This is a genomic window from Proteus sp. G2673, assembly GCF_009915125.1.
GTDB lineage: Bacteria > Pseudomonadota > Gammaproteobacteria > Enterobacterales > Enterobacteriaceae > Proteus > Proteus penneri.
Map to the genome: position 1 here is coordinate 276,942 of NZ_JAABLT010000020.1, position 21,378 is coordinate 298,319.

Annotated in this window: 14 protein-coding genes; 9 read left to right on the forward strand and 5 right to left on the reverse strand. The window is 37.4% G+C overall.

The features are described from left to right. Window positions 1-16: 16 nt before the first annotated feature. From pflB to ycaO, 3 genes are all read right to left on the reverse strand, one after another. Window positions 17-2,299: a formate C-acetyltransferase gene (gene pflB / locus GWI59_RS11305; RefSeq protein ID WP_109400828.1), complete on the reverse strand. Its 2,283-nt coding sequence runs from the start codon at window positions 2,297-2,299 to the stop codon at window positions 17-19. Window positions 2,300-2,353: 54 nt separating this feature from the next. Then, window positions 2,354-3,208, reverse strand: a complete 855-nt coding sequence (focA, locus tag GWI59_RS11310; protein WP_072062807.1) for a formate transporter FocA — start codon at window positions 3,206-3,208, stop codon at window positions 2,354-2,356. Window positions 3,209-3,880: 672 nt separating this feature from the next. After that, window positions 3,881-5,638: a 30S ribosomal protein S12 methylthiotransferase accessory factor YcaO gene (ycaO, locus tag GWI59_RS11315; RefSeq protein WP_109847527.1), complete on the reverse strand. Its 1,758-nt coding sequence runs from the start codon at window positions 5,636-5,638 to the stop codon at window positions 3,881-3,883. 228 nt (window positions 5,639-5,866) lie between these two features. On the opposite strand from ycaO, the gene ansB reads away from it, so the two are divergent. Continuing rightward, complete coding sequence (ansB, locus tag GWI59_RS11320) at window positions 5,867-6,904, forward strand: L-asparaginase 2 (protein ID WP_161671404.1); 1,038 nt, start codon at window positions 5,867-5,869, stop codon at window positions 6,902-6,904. A gap of 82 nt (window positions 6,905-6,986) precedes the next feature. Here ansB and GWI59_RS11325 read toward each other — a convergent pair whose 3' ends face one another. Continuing rightward, window positions 6,987-8,249, reverse strand: coding sequence for a two-partner secretion domain-containing protein (locus tag GWI59_RS11325; RefSeq protein WP_161724671.1), 1,263 nt, complete (start codon window positions 8,247-8,249; stop codon window positions 6,987-6,989). Between the two features lie 127 nt (window positions 8,250-8,376). Further along, complete coding sequence (locus tag GWI59_RS11330; RefSeq protein WP_161671406.1) at window positions 8,377-9,807, reverse strand: MFS transporter; 1,431 nt, start codon at window positions 9,805-9,807, stop codon at window positions 8,377-8,379. A gap of 136 nt (window positions 9,808-9,943) precedes the next feature. On the opposite strand from GWI59_RS11330, the gene serC reads away from it, so the two are divergent. The 8 genes from serC (at window position 9,944) to lpxK (ending at window position 21,251) form a co-directional block, all read left to right on the forward strand. Then, window positions 9,944-11,032: a 3-phosphoserine/phosphohydroxythreonine transaminase gene (gene serC / locus GWI59_RS11335; RefSeq protein WP_006537426.1), complete on the forward strand. Its 1,089-nt coding sequence runs from the start codon at window positions 9,944-9,946 to the stop codon at window positions 11,030-11,032. 199 nt (window positions 11,033-11,231) lie between these two features. Further along, entirely contained in the window at window positions 11,232-12,518 is a 1,287-nt protein-coding gene (aroA, locus tag GWI59_RS11340) for a 3-phosphoshikimate 1-carboxyvinyltransferase (RefSeq protein ID WP_109847532.1), read from the forward strand. A 311-nt stretch (window positions 12,519-12,829) separates the two neighbouring features. Then, window positions 12,830-13,504 carry a (d)CMP kinase gene (gene cmk / locus GWI59_RS11345; protein WP_006537422.1) on the forward strand — a complete coding sequence of 225 codons (675 nt, stop codon included), beginning with the start codon at window positions 12,830-12,832 and terminating at the stop codon, window positions 13,502-13,504. Between the two features lie 185 nt (window positions 13,505-13,689). Then, window positions 13,690-15,363, forward strand: coding sequence for a 30S ribosomal protein S1 (rpsA, locus tag GWI59_RS11350; RefSeq protein WP_161671408.1), 1,674 nt, complete (start codon window positions 13,690-13,692; stop codon window positions 15,361-15,363). 62 nt (window positions 15,364-15,425) lie between these two features. Continuing rightward, window positions 15,426-15,713 (forward strand): integration host factor subunit beta, encoded by a 288-nt coding sequence (gene ihfB, locus GWI59_RS11355; RefSeq protein ID WP_006537420.1) that lies wholly within the window; start codon window positions 15,426-15,428, stop codon window positions 15,711-15,713. A 400-nt stretch (window positions 15,714-16,113) separates the two neighbouring features. Beyond that, complete coding sequence (locus GWI59_RS11360) at window positions 16,114-18,483, forward strand: DNA internalization-related competence protein ComEC/Rec2 (protein WP_161724673.1); 2,370 nt, start codon at window positions 16,114-16,116, stop codon at window positions 18,481-18,483. 36 nt (window positions 18,484-18,519) lie between these two features. Further along, complete coding sequence (msbA, locus tag GWI59_RS11365; protein ID WP_006537416.1) at window positions 18,520-20,265, forward strand: lipid A ABC transporter ATP-binding protein/permease MsbA; 1,746 nt, start codon at window positions 18,520-18,522, stop codon at window positions 20,263-20,265. Beyond that, complete coding sequence (gene lpxK / locus GWI59_RS11370; RefSeq protein WP_161724676.1) at window positions 20,262-21,251, forward strand: tetraacyldisaccharide 4'-kinase; 990 nt, start codon at window positions 20,262-20,264, stop codon at window positions 21,249-21,251. The genes msbA and lpxK overlap by 4 nt, the downstream gene beginning before the upstream one ends. Window positions 21,252-21,378 lie beyond the last annotated feature (127 nt).

A 21,378-nucleotide genomic window follows, 5' to 3' on the forward strand; every position in this document is an offset into this window, starting at 1 on the left:
CATATAGTTATCTTTATTACATTGTTTGTGTGAATGTACGGGTGATAACGTCTTGCTGTTGCTCTTTAGTCAGTGAGTTAAAGCGAACTGCATAACCAGAAACACGGATAGTTAACTGAGGATATTTCTCAGGATCTTCCATTGCTTCTAACAGCATTTCACGGTTCATGACGTTAACGTTCAGATGCTGACCACCTTCAATGCCGGCTTCGTGGTGGAAATAACCATCCATCAGACCTGCAAGGTTCGCTTTACGAACATCATCATCTTTACCTAATGCATTAGGTACGATTGAGAAGGTGTAAGAAATACCATCTTTCGCATAAGCAAATGGTAGTTTCGCAACAGAAGTCAGAGAAGCTACCGCACCTTTTTGGTCACGACCGTGCATTGGGTTAGCACCTGGTCCGAATGGTGCGCCTGCACGACGACCGTCTGGGGTATTACCTGTTTTCTTACCATAAACAACGTTTGAAGTAATTGTCAGAATAGACTGTGTAGGTACCGCATTACGGTATGTACGCAGTTTCTGAATTTTTTTCATGAAACGTTCAACTAAGTCACAAGCGATGTCATCTACACGAGAATCGTTGTTACCGAATTGTGGATATTCGCCATCAATTTTGAAGTCAACCGCTAAGCCGTTTTCATCACGGACTGGAGAAACTTTCGCATATTTGATTGCAGACAGTGAGTCAGCAGCAACAGATAGGCCTGCGATACCACATGCCATTGTACGATAAACATCACGATCATGAAGTGCCATCAGAGCTGCTTCATAGCTGTATTTATCGTGCATGTAGTGGATAACGTTCAGTGCAGTTACATACTGAGTTGCTAACCAATCCATAAAGTGATCCATTTGATTCATCACAGTATCGAAGTCTAAGACTTCATCCATGATTGGTGCATGTTTTGGACCTACTTGGATTTTCAGTTTTTCATCAACACCACCGTTGATGGTATACAGTAAGGTTTTCGCTAAGTTTGCACGAGCACCGAAGAACTGCATTTGTTTACCCACAACCATTGGGCTAACACAACAAGCGATAGCATAGTCATCACTGTTGAAGTCAGGACGCATTAAGTCATCATTTTCATACTGGATTGATGACGTATCGATAGAGACTTTCGCCGCGTATTTTTTGAAGTTGATAGGCAGTTGTTCAGACCACAGGATGGTCATGTTTGGTTCTGGAGATGGACCCATTGTGTACAGGGTATTTAAGAAACGGAAAGTATTCTTAGTTACCAGAGTACGGCCATCTAAGCCCATACCAGCTAAAGATTCTGTTGCCCAGATTGGGTCACCAGAGAACAGCTCATCATATTCAGGAGTACGTAAGAAACGAACCATACGTAATTTCATGACTAAGTGGTCAATTAATTCCTGAGCTTGTTCTTCTGTCAGTAAACCCGCTTCAATATCACGTTGGATGTAGATATCTAAGAATGTAGATACACGACCAAATGACATTGCAGCACCGTTTTGAGATTTAACAGCGGCTAAGTAACCGAAGTAAGTCCATTGTACTGCTTCTTTCGCGTTTTGAGCAGGGCGAGAAATATCGTAACCGTATTTCGCAGCCATTTCTTGGATTTGACCTAAAGCAGCGTGCTGCTCTGCGATTTCTTCACGCAGTTGGATAGTCATTTCCAGATCTTCGCCTTTTTCCATTCTTTCTTGTAAAGAGGTGAATTGGGCAAATTTATCTTTACGCAGGAACTCAATACCGTACAGTGCAACACGACGGTAGTCACCGATGATACGACCACGGCCATATGCATCTGGTAAACCTGTTAAGATACCAGATTTACGGCATTTCAGGATGTCTGGAGTATAAACATCGAAAACGCCTTGGTTGTGAGTTTTACGGTAATCAGTAAAGATTTTTTTCAGTTCTGGATCTAGCTCACGGTTATACGCGTGGCAAGAACTTTCAACCATACGGATACCACCGAATGGGATGATTGCACGTTTCAGAGGTGCATCAGTTTGTAAACCTACGATTTGTTCTAAATCTTTAGCGATGTAACCTGCATCGTGAGATGTGATAGTTGAAGCAACAGAAGTATCAAAATCAACTGGCGCATGTGTGCGGTTTTCGATTTTGATGCCTTCCATAACTTGTTCCCAAAGTGTATCAGTTGCTTTAGTGGAACCTGCTAGGAAAGATTCGTCGCCTTCATATGGAGTATAGTTTTTTTGAATAAAGTCACGAACGTTAACGGCGTTCTGCCATTCACCTTCAGAAAAACCTTTCCATGCTTCAGCAAATTTTTCATTTAAATCAGACATGATACTTCTACCTTTTTACAATGGAACTTAAGAAATCAGTCATACCTGCACGGATTAATGTTTGTCACCGCGCAGATGCATTAACCAGTATACCAGACCGACTAGGACTGCCCCGCCAATAATGTTACCGATAGTGACAGGCAATAAATTATCAGAGAGAAAATTTGATACAGTTAAATTTGAAAATTGTTCGGGTGATGCACCTACTTTAGTCCAGAATTCTGCAGGTGCAAAATCTTTAATAACAATACCTAAAGGAATAAGGAACATGTTAGCGATACTGTGCTCAAAACCACTAGCAACGAACATACCGATAGGTAAAATAAGTGCAAAAAGCTTGTCAATCAGCGAACGACCTGCATAGCTCATCCATACTGCAAGACAAACCATTAAGTTAGCTAGAATGCCTAAACAAACAGCTTCAATAAACGTGTGCTCAAGTTTATGCTGTGCAGTTTGTAAAACATTCAACCCCCAAAGCCCATTTGCTGCCATATGCTGACCAGCAAACCACATTAAGGCGACAAAAAAGAGTGCGCCAATAAAGTTACCAAGATAGACATTTATCCAGTTAGCAAACATTTTGCCCCAAGATATACGTCCAGTTGCTTTAGGAATAATAGTAAGAACAGTTGAGGTGAATAAGTCCGCGCCACAAACGACAACGAGCATTAACCCCAGAGAGAAGCAGATCCCACCGACTAATTTAGCCAGCCCAAAAGGAACAGATGCGGTACCTGTAGTAGCAGTAATATAAAAAACAAAAGCAATTGATATAAACATTCCCGCAGTAAATGCAGATAAGTAAGTCGTTGGAATATGTTTATTTGCTTTATAACAACATGCATCATCGGCAACTTTTGCCATATCAGCAGGTGATAATAAATTAAAAGGGCTGTCAGCTTTCATACTAACACTCTCTTATATGTTGGAATAATTATAGCACGCAATAATAGTAGCAAAGGGGCTTACTTCTAAAATTGATATGGATCATGGTCGCTCATTAGAACCCCGTTTTCAGTGCGTAAAAACCCGTTATTTTTGCTATAACTATTTGATTAATAAAATGAAAAAATTTTTTAAAAATTATCAAAAAATTTTAGACTAGCTGGATAAATAAAGTAAAAAGTAAATATAAAGTATTATTTAAACCCCGTATGTTAAGAGTTAAAAATCAAATTTAACGCCTTATTTACTTTTATAATAAATATAAACATTACTTTATTTGTGGTTAATCTTTAAAGATTACTCCAGACATATACCCATTATAAAAATAAGGTTTTTTAATTTTTGAGATCTGGTTAAACAAATAGCAATTTAAACTGGATTTATGTAATATTATTAGCGTAAAAGTTCAATATATGTTTTTGGTGTCATATTAAATGCCTAAAATCGTCACTTTTGCCATATTTTGACAATTTTGTCAGGTGGCAAATTTGTCATATTGACAAATCTGTCAATATTTTATTTTTAGCGAAATAAAACACTCTACTTTTCAATAGAGTGTTTCAATTTAAATACGCGCTTATTATTCAGTTAAAATTAGTTATTATTTGATAAATAACCTTAAGCAAAATAGGTTTATTTAATCGATTGACGTTTTGCTTTCTGTAATTTCTCATAGGCCACAAGTAATGACTGATGAATAGGTAAATTAGCTAAATCAGGATCAATCGTTTGTAATCCGTAAAATGCTTGTTTACCTTGTATTGCGTTTAAGGCTGCCTGTAATGTTTTTTCGCCATACATACGAGAAAACGCGTGCATATATTGTTCTGGTTCACGTTCAGTCTCTTGTTGTAATAATAAGAGATTGTGTAAGCAACGATAATAATTTTGGCGTTCTGGCGTAAATAAAGAAGCGTTGAAATCTTGAGTCCATTCAACCCAAACGAGCGCTTGATCAAGATCACCACCCGCAAGCGCTAACATTGATTTTAATTCGCCTACACGTAAATGGCTCCAACCATTATCTTTGCCTGGAGCAATACCAATCATCTCTCTGATGCGTGTAAAGTCGTCTAAACCATCTTCATCAAATTGACCAATAAGAGAAAGATACTCTTCTTGAGTGCCCTGGCTCGTTGGTAGAGAAAGAATAGTGTCTCGCCAATGTACGCCCATAATGTTATTGGCTAATTGTAAATCTTCAGCGGGATAAATATCTGATAAACCGGGTACTAAAATACGGCAAGCGTAAACACCTAGGTGTGAGTAGTCCATAATATAGACTTCTGCATCGCACTGCTGGCAAAGTGACATTAAGATGTGAAACTCTTCTTCTGTTGTCCCACTGAAGTTCCAATCAACAAATGCATAATCGGCATCTTTCTTAAATAGATCCCAACTAATTAAACCACTTGAATCAATAAAGTGTGTTTCAAGGTTAGTATGATCACCGACTTCTTCATCATCAAAGCTTGGTGGATTAAAGACATCGAGATCTTTAAGGCTACGCCCTTGCAATAATTCAGTGACTGTACGTTCTAAAGCCACACCAAAATCAGGGTGAGCACCAAAAGATGCAAAACAAGTGCCATTTTGTGGGTTGAATAACACGACACAAATAACAGGGAATTGACCTCCTAAAGATGCATCAAAGCTAAAGATTGGAAAACCTTCTTGCTCTAATGTTTCAATCGCCTCAATAACAGCAGGATAGCGAGTTAAAACTTCTTTCGGAATTTCAGGTAAGCTAATTCTTTCAGTGATAATGCGATTTTTTACATAACGTTCAAAAACTTCAGAAAGCCCTTGAACTCGGGCTTCATTTTTTGTATTTCCTGCGGACATACCATTAGAGGCATATAAGTTAGCAATAATGTTTACAGGAATATAAACAGGCTTTTCATCAGATTGGCGTATGAATGGAAGGGCGCAAATCCCGCGATCATGATTACTTGATTGTAAATCAACTAACTCACTACCACATAACTCACCTTCAGGATCATAAAATTTGCGTAAACGCTCATCTAATAAGCCAGCAGGAACAGAATCATCTTCTGCTAGTGGGAACCATTTTTCACTTGGGTAGTGAACAAATTCACCTTCTGCAATATCAGTACCTAGCCAGAAATCAGAGAAAAAATAATTTGTGGAGAGACGTTCGAAATATTCACCTAGTGCGGAGGCTAAGGCTGCTTTTTTGCTGGCACCTTTACCGTTAGTAAAACATAAAGGGCAATCTTTATCGCGAATATGAACGGACCAAACGTTAGGAACAGGGTTTAACCATGAAGCTTCTTCAATGTTAAATCCTAAGTCGGTTAATTTTTGTTGGAAGCGAGCGATAGAATCTTCCAGAGCGGCATCTTTGCCAGGAATAAATGTTTGTGACATGGCAGGTTTCATCAATATTTTGCTGGTGATAGTTAGGGGCACATAATACTGAAATCCCCTGTAATGCACTAATTATTTCTCTCATTTACCAATTGCTAACTATATTCTTCACTTACAAATTATTTGATATATGAATTTTTTTAATAAATTCGTTCAATTTATCACGGAATTAATAATTTTAAATCATCATAATTGGATTTATTTATAAATTCATAAGGGATCAGTTCGATGATGAAAAAAACATTGCTCGCTAGCCTGTTAGCTGTAATCAGTGGTTCTGCTTTTGCCTTACCTAATGTCACCATTTTAGCGACAGGTGGCACAATTGCTGGTGGTGGTGATTCAGCAACGACATCAAGCTATACAGCAGGCAAATTAGGTATTGATACATTGATTAATGCAGTACCTGAGGCTAAAAAAATTGCTAATTTAAAAGGCGAGCAAGTCGTGAATATTGGCTCTCAAGATATGAATGACCAAGTGTGGCTCAAGCTGGCTGATAAAATTAATGCAGATTGTGATAAAACGGACGGCTTTGTGATCACTCATGGTACAGACACCATGGAAGAAACAGCCTATTTCCTTGATTTAACCACAGCATGCAAAAAACCAGTTGTTATGGTAGGGGCAATGCGCCCTGCAACGGCATTAGGTGCTGAAGGCCCTTTAAATCTTTTTAATGCGGTTGTGATTGCAAGTGATAAAGCTTCTGAAAATCGCGGTGTGTTAGTGACCATGAATAATGCGGTTATCAGTGGTAAAGATGTTGTAAAAATGAACACAACTGAAGTACAAGCGTTCCAGCCTATCAACGCAGGTGCTCAAGGCTATGTGCATAATGGTAAGGTTCATTATTATACAGCAGCATTACCTCGTGCAGATAAGCCTGCATTTGATGTCAGTAAACTGACTGAATTACCAAAAGTGGGTATTGTTTATAACTACTCAAATGCCTCTAATTTACCAGCAAAAGCCTTTATTGATAACGGCTACAAAGGTATTGTCAGTGCCGGTGTGGGCAATGGTAATTTATATACTGATATTTTTGACACTTTAGCCGATGGCGCTAAAAAAGGTGTCGTTGTTGTTCGTGCAAGTCGTGTACCAGTTGGTTTTACTACACAAAATGGTGAAGTGGATGATGCAAAATATGGTTTTGTTGCATCAGAGCGCTTAAACCCACAAAAAGCGAGAGTGTTATTGCAGTTATCTTTGACAGAAACACAAGATCCAGCGAAGATCCAAGAAAACTTTGAAAGATATTAATGTTAGTTAGATTTTTTAGTTTTTAACGTTAAACCAGAAAATCATCCGTCAATTAATAACGGATGATTTTCTTTATTAAGTATTATTTTATTTTGAGTAATTTAGTATAAAGATTGATATCTTGTCTATTATTTTGAATATTATTCATTTTTTTATTTTGAGTATATAATCGGTAAGCCTTGATGGTACCATCATTTACTAGCTGACTATCCTCACTAATATTTAATGTTAAGTTATTCATTGGGAAAACAGTATTTTTAGGTACATTCCCTATATATATACTGCTATATTTGCTATCAGCATTGTTAAGACTAAGCCAATATTGCATTCCAATAGTCCCATTAGCCAAATTATTAAAGAAAGAATGATTTTTGATATTTAAATATCCGCCCTTGGCTAGAATATATCCATGATTATTAAATGTTGTTTTGTTTAAATTCAGTTGAATTGCTTTTCTACTACTATTAGTACTTTCTAAAGAACCATAATTATCAATAGTCGTATCAGAGGCATTGATAATGATATTTTTATAAGAAGTCAAGCCTTGTTTTTTAGGATCACTATTCTTATCACCTAATATGATCTTATTGGGCAAATAATATCTAAGCTCTCTTGTACGCATACCATTTTCTAAAATATTAACATCTTTTTTTATCATTACTTTTCTTTCCCCTGAATAAATATTTATATCTCCTTTAGAAGATATAAATCCTTTTTCTAAATTAATGTTATTAGAGATGATATTAATATTATTAAAGGAATTATCAGGATGACGGTTATTTTCATTTCTGAATACTATTTTACCTATATGATTAATTGATTTACCACCAAAAGCTCTATAGTCTAAGGCAGAGATGGATCTTTCTATGCGGTAACCGACTAATTCATCATCATGGATAATGGGCCTTCCGGTTGCCAGTGTTTCAGATAATGTATTAGAAAAACTACAATTATTACACTCAATCCCATTGGGATTAGCAATAACAACATGAGCAGCCTTCCCAGTTATACCAATGTTTCCATCTAATAATGATGTTGTCCCATTAATCACTTCGTTAATAATAAAGTCAGCGGCAACCCCGTTATTATTTAAGATAACTCCGTCTTTCGTTACATGGAATTCATCATATTTATTATAAGAAACACCTTTGGCGTTTTTCGGTGCAATTAATATTTCTGCTTGATTGAGATTAGCTTCATTTGGTTTAATTGTTGTTGAAGAATCTTTATTAATAAAAATCTGAGCAGCATAATGCTTATCATGCTCATAGTTTGGTTGTATTGCTGCCTGGCACATTGATGGTGCGCATATTATTCCTATTATTATTGCATTTCTTAATTTCATATTTTTACCCTTATCTATTGTTCAGGGCTAATTTATCGATGTTGATAAAATAAATAAAGATAGTAAGCCTTAAAAGGCGTTTATTTATAACTAATGAAAAGACTATTTTTAATAAACATCTTAGGTATTAACTTTTTCTTATATTTAAAATAATTATTTTTGCAGTAATAAATGCAATAAGTGGAGTAACAGAAAAGACAATAAATAACCAATGAGCGGCATTTTGTGCCCCAGCAATCCCCCCCGGTTCGGTTAATCCAGCCATATTCACAATAGTGCCTGAAATGGCAGCACCTACGGCGGTTGAAAAAAGTTGTATAGTGGTAATTGAAGTTGCCGCTTTTTGAGCTTCTTGTCCCTGAGAAACGTGTAAAACGCGGGTTAAATAGTGAGGCCATGCCATACCAATTCCGGCACCTGTAAAAAAGAGAGCGATACAAATAATAATAATTTGCCCATAAGGTATTGTTAGAATATTAGAAATAAATAAACCAAGGATCACAATAGCCACAAAATTAATTATTGGGCCAAAACGCATTAATCTCTGAGCAGTAGATTGTTTACTTGATGAAGATATAATGGCAGAGAAAGACCAACCAGCACCAACCAATGCTGCTAAATAACCTGAAAGTAGCGGGGTAATATTATGGATAATTTGTAAAAAATAGGGTACAAAGACTTCTGTTTGTACACTAATTCCTAATAAAGCCATGGTGAGATATATTGGTGCTAACGGTGCAGAAAAAGAAAAGGTTCCTTTAGGAAATAAGCCATCATTTGATTTTTTATCAATATTGACTAACAGTAGAATAAAGATAAAAGCAAATACAAAAGATAAGGTGTTATATAAAATAACGTTATAAAGACTACCAATAGAAATAGATAATACAGCAAGCATTAATAAAATAAGCTGTTGGTAAGGTAATGGGTTTTTTGCAACGATATTATCGGCATTATTTTCGGTAGGAAGAATAGTAAATAATAAAATAGCGTAAGGAATACCAACAAATAAAATAGACCAAAATGCGCCACGCCAAACATCATATTCAGCAAATATTCCACCTAGTGCAGGGCCTAATAGTGTCGATATCCCCCACATGCTAGACATTAATGCCATAGCTCTAGACCAAAGTGGTTGAGGAAACATGACTCGAACTAAAGAGTAAGCAAGTGCTAGCAACATTCCTCCACCAGCCCCTTGAATAAATCGCCCTAAAAGCAATATTTGCATTGAAGGTGCTGTCGCACAAATAACAGAACCTGTTAAAAAGCAAATTGTGGCAAAAAGATAACTATTGCGAGGTGCAAATACACTCAATAATCGTGAAGTTAATGCAGAAGAGAGAATTGAAGCCAGAATAAAAACGGTGGTGTTCCATGCGTATAAGTTAAGCCCACCAATATCACGCACAATTGAAGGTAGCGTTGTGATCGTAATATAGACATTAATTGCGTGTAATGCGACGCCTCCTGCTAAAGCAAGCGATTTTAGACTATTTTTTCCATGAAGAAGCATTCCCCAGCTCGCTTCTTCTTTTTTATTTACACTCCCCGACATAAAACACTCCTAACCATCATTTTTATGTTCTGCATATTATGCGTTAGTTCACAATAATCATTGCGCCAATTTAACGGGAATGATACAACCGATAAAGGTCATTTTGTAAAAACATATTCAGATAGGGTGAATTTGAATGAGTCAGGTATATAACTTTAGTGCAGGTCCGGCTATGTTACCGGCAGAAGTTCTTCGTCGTGCAGAATTAGAATTATGCAACTGGCATGAACTTGGGCGTTCGGTTATGGAGATTAGTCACCGCAGTAAAGAGTTTCTTGAAGTTGCTCATCAGGCAGAACAAGATCTTCGCGATCTTCTCAATGTGCCAGAAAACTACAAAATTCTTTTTTGTCACGGTGGCGCTCGAGGCCATTTTGCTGCTTTACCTCTCAATTTATTGGGTGATAAAGCAAGCGCTGATTATATTGATGGTGGTTACTGGGCTAAAAGTGCAGCCGAAGAAGCTGAAAAATATTGTTCGCCAAATATCATTAAAATTAAAACAGAAGTTGATGGCAAAATTGGTGTTAAACCAATGAAAGAGTGGCAATTAAGTACCGATGCTGCTTATGTACATTATTGCCCAAATGAAACTATTGATGGTATTGCCATTCATGAAGAGCCAGATTTTGATGACAGCAAAATTGTTATTGCTGACTATTCATCTTCTATTTTATCTCAACCAATAGATGTTAGCCGTTTTGGTGTTATCTATGCAGGTGCACAAAAAAATATTGGCCCTGCGGGTCTAACCATCGTTATTATTCGTGAAGATCTATTAGGTAAAGCGCGTAAAGAAACACCTTCTGTGTTTGATTACACAGTGCTTGCTGAAAATGATTCCATGTTTAATACACCACCTACCTTTGCTTGGTATTTATCAGGCATGGTCTTTAAATGGCTAAAAGAGCAAGGTGGTTTGCAAGAAATGGCAAAACGTAACTATGAAAAAGCGACGCTTCTTTATAGCGCAATTGATAATAGTGATTTCTATATCAATCGTATTGCTACAGAAAATCGTTCACTAATGAATGTACCTTTCCAAATGTCTTCCCCTGAATTAGATTCAGTCTTCTTAAAAGAGGCTGAAGCTCAAGGGTTAGTCGCATTAAAAGGCCACCGTGTATCGGGAGGTATGCGTGCATCAATTTATAACGCAATGCCATTAGCTGGTGTTCAAGCATTAGTTGATTTTATGGCTGATTTTGAACGTCGCCACGCATAATTCATACATTATATGTTTAGGAAACCTATGTGAAAGTGGGTTTCCTTTTATCCAAAGATGTTGATAATGACAATCAAATTATCCCTGTACTAAAAAATAAATAAAAATAATAAGTACCTAAGTCGTTTTCTTATTTTTTTGATTAAACAGCATCCCATCCCATCATATTTTATTTGTTTATCGGAGTTCTTACCTGTTTATGGAATCGTTAACATTACAGCCTATTGCTCATATTGAAGGCACTATTAATTTACCAGGTTCAAAAAGTGTCTCTAATCGTGCGTTATTATTAGCCGCTTTAGCTAAAGGTAATACACGTTTAACTAACCTATTGGATAGTGATGATATTCGTCATATGCTAAATGCATTAAAAACATTAGGTGTGCAGTATCAATTATCAAATAACAATACGGTATGTGATATTGAAGGGCTAGGAGGGGAATTTAACACACATTCACCATTAGAGCTTTTTTTAGGTAATGCAGGTACAGCAATGCGTCCATTGGCAGCCGCATTAAGTTTAGGCTCGCATGATATTATATTGACGGGTGAACCACGAATGAAAGAACGTCCAATTGGGCATTTAGTTGACGCTTTACGCCAAGGTGGCGCGAGTATCGATTATCTTGAACAAACGGACTATCCACCTATTCGTTTACGTGGCGGTTTTAAAGGTGGAAATGTAGAAGTCGATGGCAGTGTTTCAAGCCAATTTTTGACCGCCTTATTAATGACCGCTCCATTAGCTGAGCAAGATACAACGATTACAATTAAAGGTGAGTTAGTATCTAAACCGTATATCGATATTACCTTAGCGTTAATCAATACTTTTGGTGGGAAAATTGAAAACCAAGACTACCAACGCTTTGTTATAAAAGGTGGTCAGCAATATCAATCTCCAGAAAAATACCTTGTAGAAGGTGATGCTTCATCTGCTTCTTATTTTTTAGCTGCTGCTGCCATTAAAGGTGGTACTGTACGCGTTACAGGTATCGGTAAAAATAGCTTACAAGGGGACATTCATTTTGCTTCTGTACTTGAAAAAATGGGGGCGAAAGTGCGTTGGGGGGATGACTATATTGAGTGTGAACGTGGAATATTAAAAGGCATTGATATGGATATGAACACTATCCCTGATGCAGCAATGACCATTGCTACCACGGCACTTTTTGCTGAAGGTGAAACCGTTATCCGCAATATTTATAATTGGCGCGTAAAAGAAACTGATCGATTAGCAGCAATGGCAGCAGAGTTACAAAAAGTGGGTGCGATTGTCGAAGAAGGGCACGACTACTTAAAAGTAATACCACCAAAACAGTTAACAACTGCGGATATCGAAACTTATAATGATCACCGCATTGCGATGTGTTTTTCGCTGGTGGCACTTTCAGATACGCCAATCACCATTCTTGATCCGGGATGTACCGCAAAAACCTTTCCTGATTATTTTGAGAAGTTAGAAACACTTTCTCATTGTAATAATTAATGTGAAAATCATTAATTAAAATGAGTTAAAATTAAATCAGTTAAATCGGCCGTATTGGATTTTTTAAAGAATAATATGGCCGATTTTTATTGTAATTAAACTAATTTTTCTAAAAAACTCACTATCTCGAAAAAATAATATTAAATAAGACACTTTAGCGCTTATCTGCTTGTTTCTTCCTATACATTGTATGCGTATAATGTCGCGTATACATTAATACTGTTTTTCTCTGTTTGAATACAATGTCTATTATATCAATGCAATAAAAGCATTAAACACAGAAACACAGTGCCCATGAAAAGGAGAAACTCATGGCGGTTATCGTCCCTGTTATAACTGTTGATGGGCCTAGCGGAGCAGGTAAAGGAACATTATGCCAAGCATTAGCAAAAGCATTTGGCTGGCACTTACTTGACTCTGGTGCTATTTATCGAGTGTTGGCATTAGCTGCTTTACACCACCATGTTGATATTACTTCTGAAGATGCATTAGTACCTCTAGCAGCAAATTTAGATGTACGTTTTGTTCCTAGTGAGAAGGGTTTAAGTGTTATTCTCGAAGGTGAAGACGTGTCGAATGAAATTCGTACTGAAACAGTTGGGAACACGGCCTCACAAGCAGCAACGTTTCCTCGTGTAAGAGAAGCATTATTGCGTCGTCAGCGAGCATTTCGTACAGAACCTGGTCTTATTGCCGATGGGCGAGATATGGGAACGATAGTTTTCCCTGATGCTCAAGTGAAAATTTTTCTTGAAGCTAGCGCAGAGGAACGAGCACGTCGTCGCATGTTACAGTTGCAGGAAAAAGGCTTTAATGTTAACTTTGAACGCCTTTTATCCGAGATAAAAGAACGCGATCACCGTGATCGGAATCGCGCAGTTGCGCCACTTGTTGCAGCGAAAGATGCATTAATTCTCGATTCTACAAGTTTGTCTATCGACGAAGTTATTGAAAAATCGTTAACTTATGCTAAAAAAAATCTGTAATTATCAGCGTAATTAATTTTTATTTCGTTTATACTAGGTAATTATCAAAATCGGGTTGACGTGTTAATGAAAACACAACAATGCCCGATGACCTTGTCACAAAGGATGTAACGAGGTATGTGAAACAACCCCATTCGGCCGGATGCTAAATGGACGTTAATTAAATTTACTTGAAGATCATTAACATGACAGAATCTTTTGCTCAACTCTTTGAAGAATCCCTAAAAACAATCGAAACTCGTCCTGGCGCTATCGTTCGTGGCGTTGTAGTTGCTATCGATAAAGACGTTGTTCTGGTTGATGCAGGTCTGAAATCAGAATCTGCTATTCCTGTAGAACAATTTAAAAACGCTCAAGGCGAATTAGAAATCCAAGTGGGCGACGAAATTGATGTTGCTCTGGACGCGGTTGAAGATGGCTTCGGTGAAACCGTTCTGTCTCGTGAAAAAGCTAAACGTCACGAAGCGTGGCTGATGCTGGAAAAAGCTTACGAAGAAAACGAAACTGTTGTTGGTATCATCAACGGTAAAGTTAAAGGTGGTTTCACTGTTGAACTGAACGGCATTCGTGCGTTCTTACCAGGTTCACTGGTAGACGTTCGCCCAGTTCGCGATACAACTCATCTGGAAAACAAAGAGCTTGAGTTCAAAGTCATCAAATTAGACCAAAAACGTAACAACGTTGTTGTGTCTCGTCGTGCGGTTATCGAATCTGAAAACAGCGCAGAACGCGATCAGTTATTAGAAAACCTGCAAGAAGGCATGGAAGTTAAAGGTATCGTTAAGAACCTTACTGACTACGGTGCATTCGTTGATCTGGGCGGTGTTGACGGTTTACTGCACATCACTGATATGGCTTGGAAACGTGTTAAACACCCAAGCGAAATTGTCAATGTTGGCGACGAAATCACTGTTAAAGTCCTGAAATTCGACCGTGAACGTACTCGCGTATCATTAGGTCTGAAACAACTGGGCGAAGATCCATGGGTAGCTATCGCTAAACGTTATCCAGAAGGTACTAAACTGACTGGTCGTGTAACTAACCTGACTGATTACGGTTGCTTCGTAGAAATCGAAGAAGGCGTTGAAGGTCTGGTACACGTTTCTGAAATGGATTGGACTAACAAAAACATTCACCCATCTAAAGTTGTTAATGTTGGTGATGTTGTTGAAGTTATGGTTCTTGACATCGATGAAGAACGTCGTCGTATTTCACTGGGTCTAAAACAGTGTAAATCTAACCCATGGCAGCAGTTCGCAGAAACTCATAACAAGAATGACCGTGTTGAAGGTAAAATCAAGTCTATCACTGACTTCGGTATCTTCATCGGTTTAGACGGCGGTATTGACGGTCTGGTTCATTTATCTGACATTTCTTGGAATGTTGCAGGTGAAGAAGCTGTTCGTGAATACAAAAAAGGCGACGAAATCGCTGCTGTAGTTCTGCAAGTTGATGCTGAGCGTGAGCGTATCTCACTGGGCGTTAAACAATTATCAGAAGATCCATTCAATAATTACCTGTCTGCTCACAAAAAAGGTGCTATTGTTTCTGGTAAAGTAACTGCTGTTGACGCTAAAGGCGCAACTGTAGAATTAGCTGACGGTGTTGAAGGTTACCTGCGTGCTTCAGAAGCTTCACGTGACCGCGTTGAAGATGCAACTCTGGTTCTGAATATTGGCGAAGCTGTAGAAGCTAAATACACTGGCGTTGACCGTAAAAACCGCGTTATCAACTTATCTGTTCGTGCTAAAGACGAAGCAGACGAGAAAGATGCTATCGCTTCTGTAAACAATAAAGAAGAAGTTGGTTTTTCAAACAACGCTATGGCTGAAGCTTTCAAAGCAGCTAAAGGCGAATAATTTAAGTTATTAACGAGGCAACGTTAATCGTTGCCTATTTATCGGTAGTTTAGGGAGGTAATATGACCAAGTCTGAGTTAATCGAAAGACTTGCAGGCCTACAATCTCATCTTTCGGCTAAGACGGTTGAAGAAGCTGTAAAAGAAATGCTTGATCATATGGCTGATACTTTAGCTGATGGTGAGCGTATCGAAGTCCGCGGATTCGGCAGTTTTTCTCTACACTACCGTGCGCCGCGTACGGGTCGTAACCCGAAGACTGGTGATAAAGTAGATCTGGAAGGCAAATACGTTCCACACTTTAAGCCAGGTAAAGAGTTACGTGACCGTGTAAATATTTATACGGAATAATAACTCCTGTCGAAATGGCACGATGTTAGTTAACTTTCTCAAAACGGCGCTTAGGTGCCGTTTTTTATTAGTAATTATTATAGCTTTTAGTGTGTTTTTTTACTCCCTAATCTTCTTCTATTTCTAATCCTGAATTAATCGATTCGTTCTATTTACTTTATCTTACTCGCATCTTTCTTTTCTATTACTGTATTTTATTTCAGTTTTAATTTCTCTACTTAATTATCGATATCACTTAGTTGTTTTACTTTTTATGAGTTTCTTCTCAAAATTTATTGTATGTAACAAGGGAGCTTTTTCTTTTTATAAAGCATTACTAAAAAATAGCCTAAAATCCTTTCTTTAATCAAATGGTAATATCATGATATTTAAAGAATGATTGAAAGTAAGGATGCTGGAAATGATTTTATTGAATCGAATGATAAGTTTTTTGGGTTTAGAGGTGGCTTCAATAAAACGGAGGTGCTTTCATTCAATCTATTTGCAAAAACTCTATTTCACAACGTTAACTTTAGATAATATTGCTTTGGCGATGATATTAGGCTGCTTACCGTTATTAATTCAACATTCACTTTTTAGCCAGACTATTTATTACATTATTATTCTTGTTGCACTATTTCTATTACTTGTCCCTTTTGCTTTATTCCGATTTTTAGCAATATTTCTATTTTTTTGGGTTTATTCAAATATGGCTGCGTCATCCTTAATGGCGAGAACGGAACAATTTGCTGATAATGTGGCAACAATCGAAACCAAAGTGATAGAGTATCGCCAATTAACAGATGGTAATATTGTTATCAAAATACCTATGACGAAAAAAACACTCTTTTCATCATCTATTTATGCTAACGTGTATTGGCGAAATCCGCCTAAAAATATAGCGGTAGGGCAACATTGGAAGTTTAAAATTCAATTCAGAGCTGTGCATAGCTATTTAAATGAAGGTGGATTTGATAACCAAAAATATGCTGTTTCTATGAAAGAAACATTAACTGGTAAAGTGATGTCAGCGAAGTTTATTCGAGATGATATATCACTGCGTACTCAACTTATTGAGACAATCTCAGCTTATTGGCAAACAACAAAAAATAAAGGTGAAATTATTGCTTTAGTCTTAGGTGATAAACGATATATTGAACCAGAGAAAAAAGATCTCTATATGAAAACAGGGGTCGCTCATTTAATTGTGATATCGGGTTTGCATATAGGTTTAGCTGCCTTTGCTGGTTGGGGTATTGCAAGAGGTATTCAATTTCTTTTCCCTATCAGATGGATTAATCCACAGTTTCCATTAGTTATGGCTTGGCTATGTGGTGTTTTCTATGCTGCATTATCAGGTTGGGGAATACCGGCAACAAGAGCTGTTATAGGATTAACCGTTTGGGTGATGTTACATTGGGGGAGCCGATTATTTTTACCTTGGCAATGGGCACTTTGGAGTGCTGCACTCATTTTGATTTTTGAGCCTCTTTCTATTCTTTCCGCCAGTTTTTGGCTTTCATTTTCTGCTGTATTTGCCATTATTTTTTGGTATTGGATGTACCCATTAAAAGCCAAATATAATCATCAAAAACGGTGGTTTATTTTAAGGTTAATTCACTTACAATTTGGATTGTTAATTATTTTATTACCTTTTCAATTCTATTTATTTGGTGGAGCTAATTTTTTTAGTTTTATTGTTAATTTATGGGCAGTTCCTATTATTTCATTTATTACTGTACCGTTAATAATGTTTGGATTATTGACATCCTTTCTCTCATTTTTACAACCAATAATTTGGCACTGGGTTGATCTTTCTATTAATCTTGCTTTTTGGTGTGCTCCTTTATTTTTACCTTATTGGCAATATAGTGGCACTGTTCCTTTTTTATTGGGGTTTTCAGGTGTTGGTATTATTGTAATTATAAAAATGTCATGGTGGCGTCATCATTTTATTTTACTTATCGCTGTTGGTATTCTTTTATATTGCGAATTCACAACTTTCTCACGTTATCAATGGCGTATGTCTATGTTAGATGTTGGCCATGGTTTAGCTATTATTCTTGAAAAAGACAGAGAAGCGATTATTTATGACACAGGAATACGTTGGAAAAGTGGTGGTTCAATTGCAAAAAGTGTCATTATTCCTTATTTAAAATATCATCGGCTTAATCCAGTGGCATTGATAATTAGTCATGATCATCTCGATCATACAGGGGGAATAAAAGATTTAATAAAAGCTTATCCTCACTTAAGTATTCGTAGTAGTTTTGACGACCCTTCTCATTTAGCTTGCTTAAGCAATGAATCATGGCAGTGGAAAGGACTTCAATTTGATGCATTATGGCCACCCAATAAAGTTCTTTCACCTAAAAATAATCAATCATGTGTGATCAATGTAAGTGATGGTAAACACACTATTCTTTTGACAGGAGATATAGAGAAAGAAGCTGAAGCCCAATTGGTAAGAGTAAAAAAAGATCAACTGAAAGCCGATGTTTTACAGGTTCCTCATCATGGTAGCCAAACATCGTCCACATTGGCGTTTATTCAAACAGTGTCGCCCAAATTTGCACTCGTTTCTGCTGCTCGTTATAGCCTTTGGCGTTTACCTTCTGATAAAGTACATCTTCGTTATAAAAAAGAAGCGATTAATTGGCTAACAACCTCTATTAGTGGGCAGATTTCGATCGAGTTTAATCAAGATAATATTGATGTATTTACCTATAGACGAGATATTTTACCTCGCTGGTATCATCAGTGGTTTGGTGTTTTGACGTTTCCCGAGTAGAATGGCCGGCTAATTATTAAAAGTTTGGTAATATATATGAATGATATAGACCTATCAACGTGGCAAACATTCCGCCGCTTATGGCCGATGATTCGGCTTTTCAAAGCGGGTTTGATCGCTGCAGCAATTGCATTAATCGTCAATGCGGGTGTGGATGCATTTATGATTTCTTTATTAAAACCACTGCTTGATGAAGGTTTTGGTAAAGCAAGTAATGACGTATTAAAATGGATGCCGATTGCTGTTATTGGACTGATAGTTCTGCGTGGTATATCTAACTTTATTTCAAGTTACTGCCTTTCTTGGGTATCTGGGAAAGTGGTAATGAATATGCGTCGCCGACTGTTTTCTCATATTATGGGAATGCCGGTGAGTTTTTTTGATCAGCAATCAACAGGAACTTTGCTTTCTCGTATTACATATGATTCAGAGCAAGTTGCTTCTTCATCATCAGGTGCATTAATTACAGTTGTTCGTGAAGGTGCTTACATTATCGGGCTCTTTGGCTTGATGTTTTACTATAGCTGGCAATTATCTCTGATCCTTATTGTTATCGCGCCTATCGTAGCAGTTGTTATCCGTTTGGTATCGACTCGTTTTAGAACTATAAGTAAACGAATCCAAAATAGCATGGGGCAAGTGACAACTAGCGCAGAACAAATGCTAAAAGGACATAAAGAAGTACTGATTTTTAATGGTCAAGAAGTTGAAAATAAGCGCTTTAATCATGTGAGTAATCATATTCGTCGCCAAGGCATGCGTATGGTTGTTGCATCGTCAATTTCAGATCCTATTATTCAATTAATTGCTTCTTTTGCATTAGCTTTTGTCCTGTATGCAGCAAGTTTCCCTGACATTATGGAAACATTAACAGCGGGTACAATTACTGTTGTCTTTTCCTCAATGGTTGCATTAATGCGCCCGTTGAAATCACTGACTAATGTGAATGCTCAATTCCAGCGTGGTATGGCTGCTTGTCAAACACTATTTGCTATTCTCGATATGGAGCAAGAAAAAGACACTGGTAAGCTTGAACTGAAAAAACCAACTGGTGATATTGAGTTTCGTAATGTAACTTTCCAATATGTCACAAAAGATACGCCAGCACTGAAAAACATATCATTTACTATTCCAGCAGGGAAAACTGTTGCATTAGTTGGGCGTTCAGGGTCAGGTAAGTCTACGATTGCAAATCTGCTCACTCGTTTTTATGACATTAATGAAGGTGAGATATTGATTAATGGTCATGATATTCGTGAATACACATTGAAATCTTTACGTAACCAAGTTGCACTGGTTTCTCAAAATGTGCATCTTTTTAATGAAACTGTGGCAAACAATATCGTCTATGCTTGTGAAGATCAGTATACCCGTGAAGATATTGAAAAAGCGGCGAAAATGGCACATGCGATGGATTTTATCCAAAAAATGGATAAAGGCTTAGATACTGAAATTGGTGAAAACGGTGTGTTACTTTCAGGTGGACAACGTCAGCGTATTGCAATTGCAAGAGCGTTATTACGAGATTCACCAATTCTTATTCTTGATGAAGCGACATCGGCGCTAGATACAGAATCAGAACGAGCTATTCAGTCAGCACTTGATGAATTGCAGAGAAATAGAACCTCTTTAGTCATTGCTCACCGTTTATCAACAATTGAAAAAGCGGATGAAATATTAGTTATTGAAGATGGTGAAATTATTGAACGTGGCGCACACCTTGATCTGATTGAGAAAAAAGGTATCTATGCACAACTTCATAGGATGCAATTTGGCAAATGATTGAACGGATTTGGTCTGGTAAATCTTGGCTTTATATCCTATTGCTTCCATTCTCATGGTTGTATGGTGTGATCACGCTGTTAAGGCGTTTTGCATATCAGAAAGGGTGGTTAGCATCATGGAAAGCTCCTGTTCCTGTTGTTATTGTTGGTAATTTAACCGCGGGTGGAAATGGCAAAACACCCATTGTGATATGGCTTGTTGAGCAATTAATACAGCAGGGATTTAAGCCAGGTGTTGTATCTCGTGGTTATGGCGGGAAATCAGACCATTATCCATTACTTTTGACATCCAAGACATCACCTGCCATGGCAGGTGATGAACCTGTATTGATTCATCATCGAACAGGTGTTCCCGTTGCAGTTGCTCCTAATCGACGAGATGCAGTAAAAGCGTTATTAGCACAGCATGAACTTGATGTAATTATCACTGATGATGGTTTACAGCATTATGCACTACAGCGTGATTATGAAATCGTTGTTATTGATGGTCTGCGTCGGTTTGGCAATGGTTGGTGGTTACCAGCAGGCCCTATGCGAGAGCGTGCAAGACGCTTAAAGTCAGTAGATGCAATTATCGTTAATGGAGGGGTAAGTCAAGGTAACGAGATAAGCATGACCCTGGAAGGTGATATTGCTGTGAATCTTAAAACGGGAGAAAAGAAACCAGTTCAGCAAATTAAAAAGGCTGTTGCTATTGCTGGAATTGGTCACCCACCTCGATTTTTTAACTCTTTAAATGAAAAAGGAGTCGAGTTAATCACAACAAAAGCATTTAGTGATCATAGTGACTATAGTGCCCAAGAATTACAAGATTTAACACCTAATTTAGAACCCCTTATTATGACAGAAAAGGACGCTGTTAAATGTCAGCATTTTGCGCAAGATAATTGGTGGTATTTACCGGTTAGCGCTGAATTAAATAGTCAATCTGTGCTAAAACAAGTCAGCAATTTAATTTACGGCTCGAAAAAAACTTGTATCTGATCTGAAACAATGATATTTATAGTGGAAATCAGGATAGTGTTACATAAAAGATTACCTACCTATAGTTGCATATCGCTTTTGTCGTAGTTCAATTTAACTCGTCATTACTTTATCTACTCAAAAGCTT

Coding starts and splice junctions, on each gene's coding strand:
- rpsA (WP_161671408.1), top strand. CDS start 13,690: ATGACAGAATCTTTTGCTCAACTCTTTGAAGAATCCCTAAAAACAATC.
- msbA (WP_006537416.1), top strand. CDS start 18,520: ATGAATGATATAGACCTATCAACGTGGCAAACATTCCGCCGCTTATGG.
- ihfB (WP_006537420.1), top strand. CDS start 15,426: ATGACCAAGTCTGAGTTAATCGAAAGACTTGCAGGCCTACAATCTCAT.
- GWI59_RS11360 (WP_161724673.1), top strand. CDS start 16,114: ATGATTTTATTGAATCGAATGATAAGTTTTTTGGGTTTAGAGGTGGCT.
- ansB (WP_161671404.1), top strand. CDS start 5,867: ATGATGAAAAAAACATTGCTCGCTAGCCTGTTAGCTGTAATCAGTGGT.
- focA (WP_072062807.1), bottom strand. CDS start 3,208: ATGAAAGCTGACAGCCCTTTTAATTTATTATCACCTGCTGATATGGCA.
- cmk (WP_006537422.1), top strand. CDS start 12,830: ATGGCGGTTATCGTCCCTGTTATAACTGTTGATGGGCCTAGCGGAGCA.
- ycaO (WP_109847527.1), bottom strand. CDS start 5,638: ATGTCACAAACATTTATTCCTGGCAAAGATGCCGCTCTGGAAGATTCT.
- GWI59_RS11330 (WP_161671406.1), bottom strand. CDS start 9,807: ATGTCGGGGAGTGTAAATAAAAAAGAAGAAGCGAGCTGGGGAATGCTT.
- serC (WP_006537426.1), top strand. CDS start 9,944: ATGAGTCAGGTATATAACTTTAGTGCAGGTCCGGCTATGTTACCGGCA.
- pflB (WP_109400828.1), bottom strand. CDS start 2,299: ATGTCTGATTTAAATGAAAAATTTGCTGAAGCATGGAAAGGTTTTTCT.
- aroA (WP_109847532.1), top strand. CDS start 11,232: ATGGAATCGTTAACATTACAGCCTATTGCTCATATTGAAGGCACTATT.
- GWI59_RS11325 (WP_161724671.1), bottom strand. CDS start 8,249: ATGAAATTAAGAAATGCAATAATAATAGGAATAATATGCGCACCATCA.
- lpxK (WP_161724676.1), top strand. CDS start 20,262: ATGATTGAACGGATTTGGTCTGGTAAATCTTGGCTTTATATCCTATTG.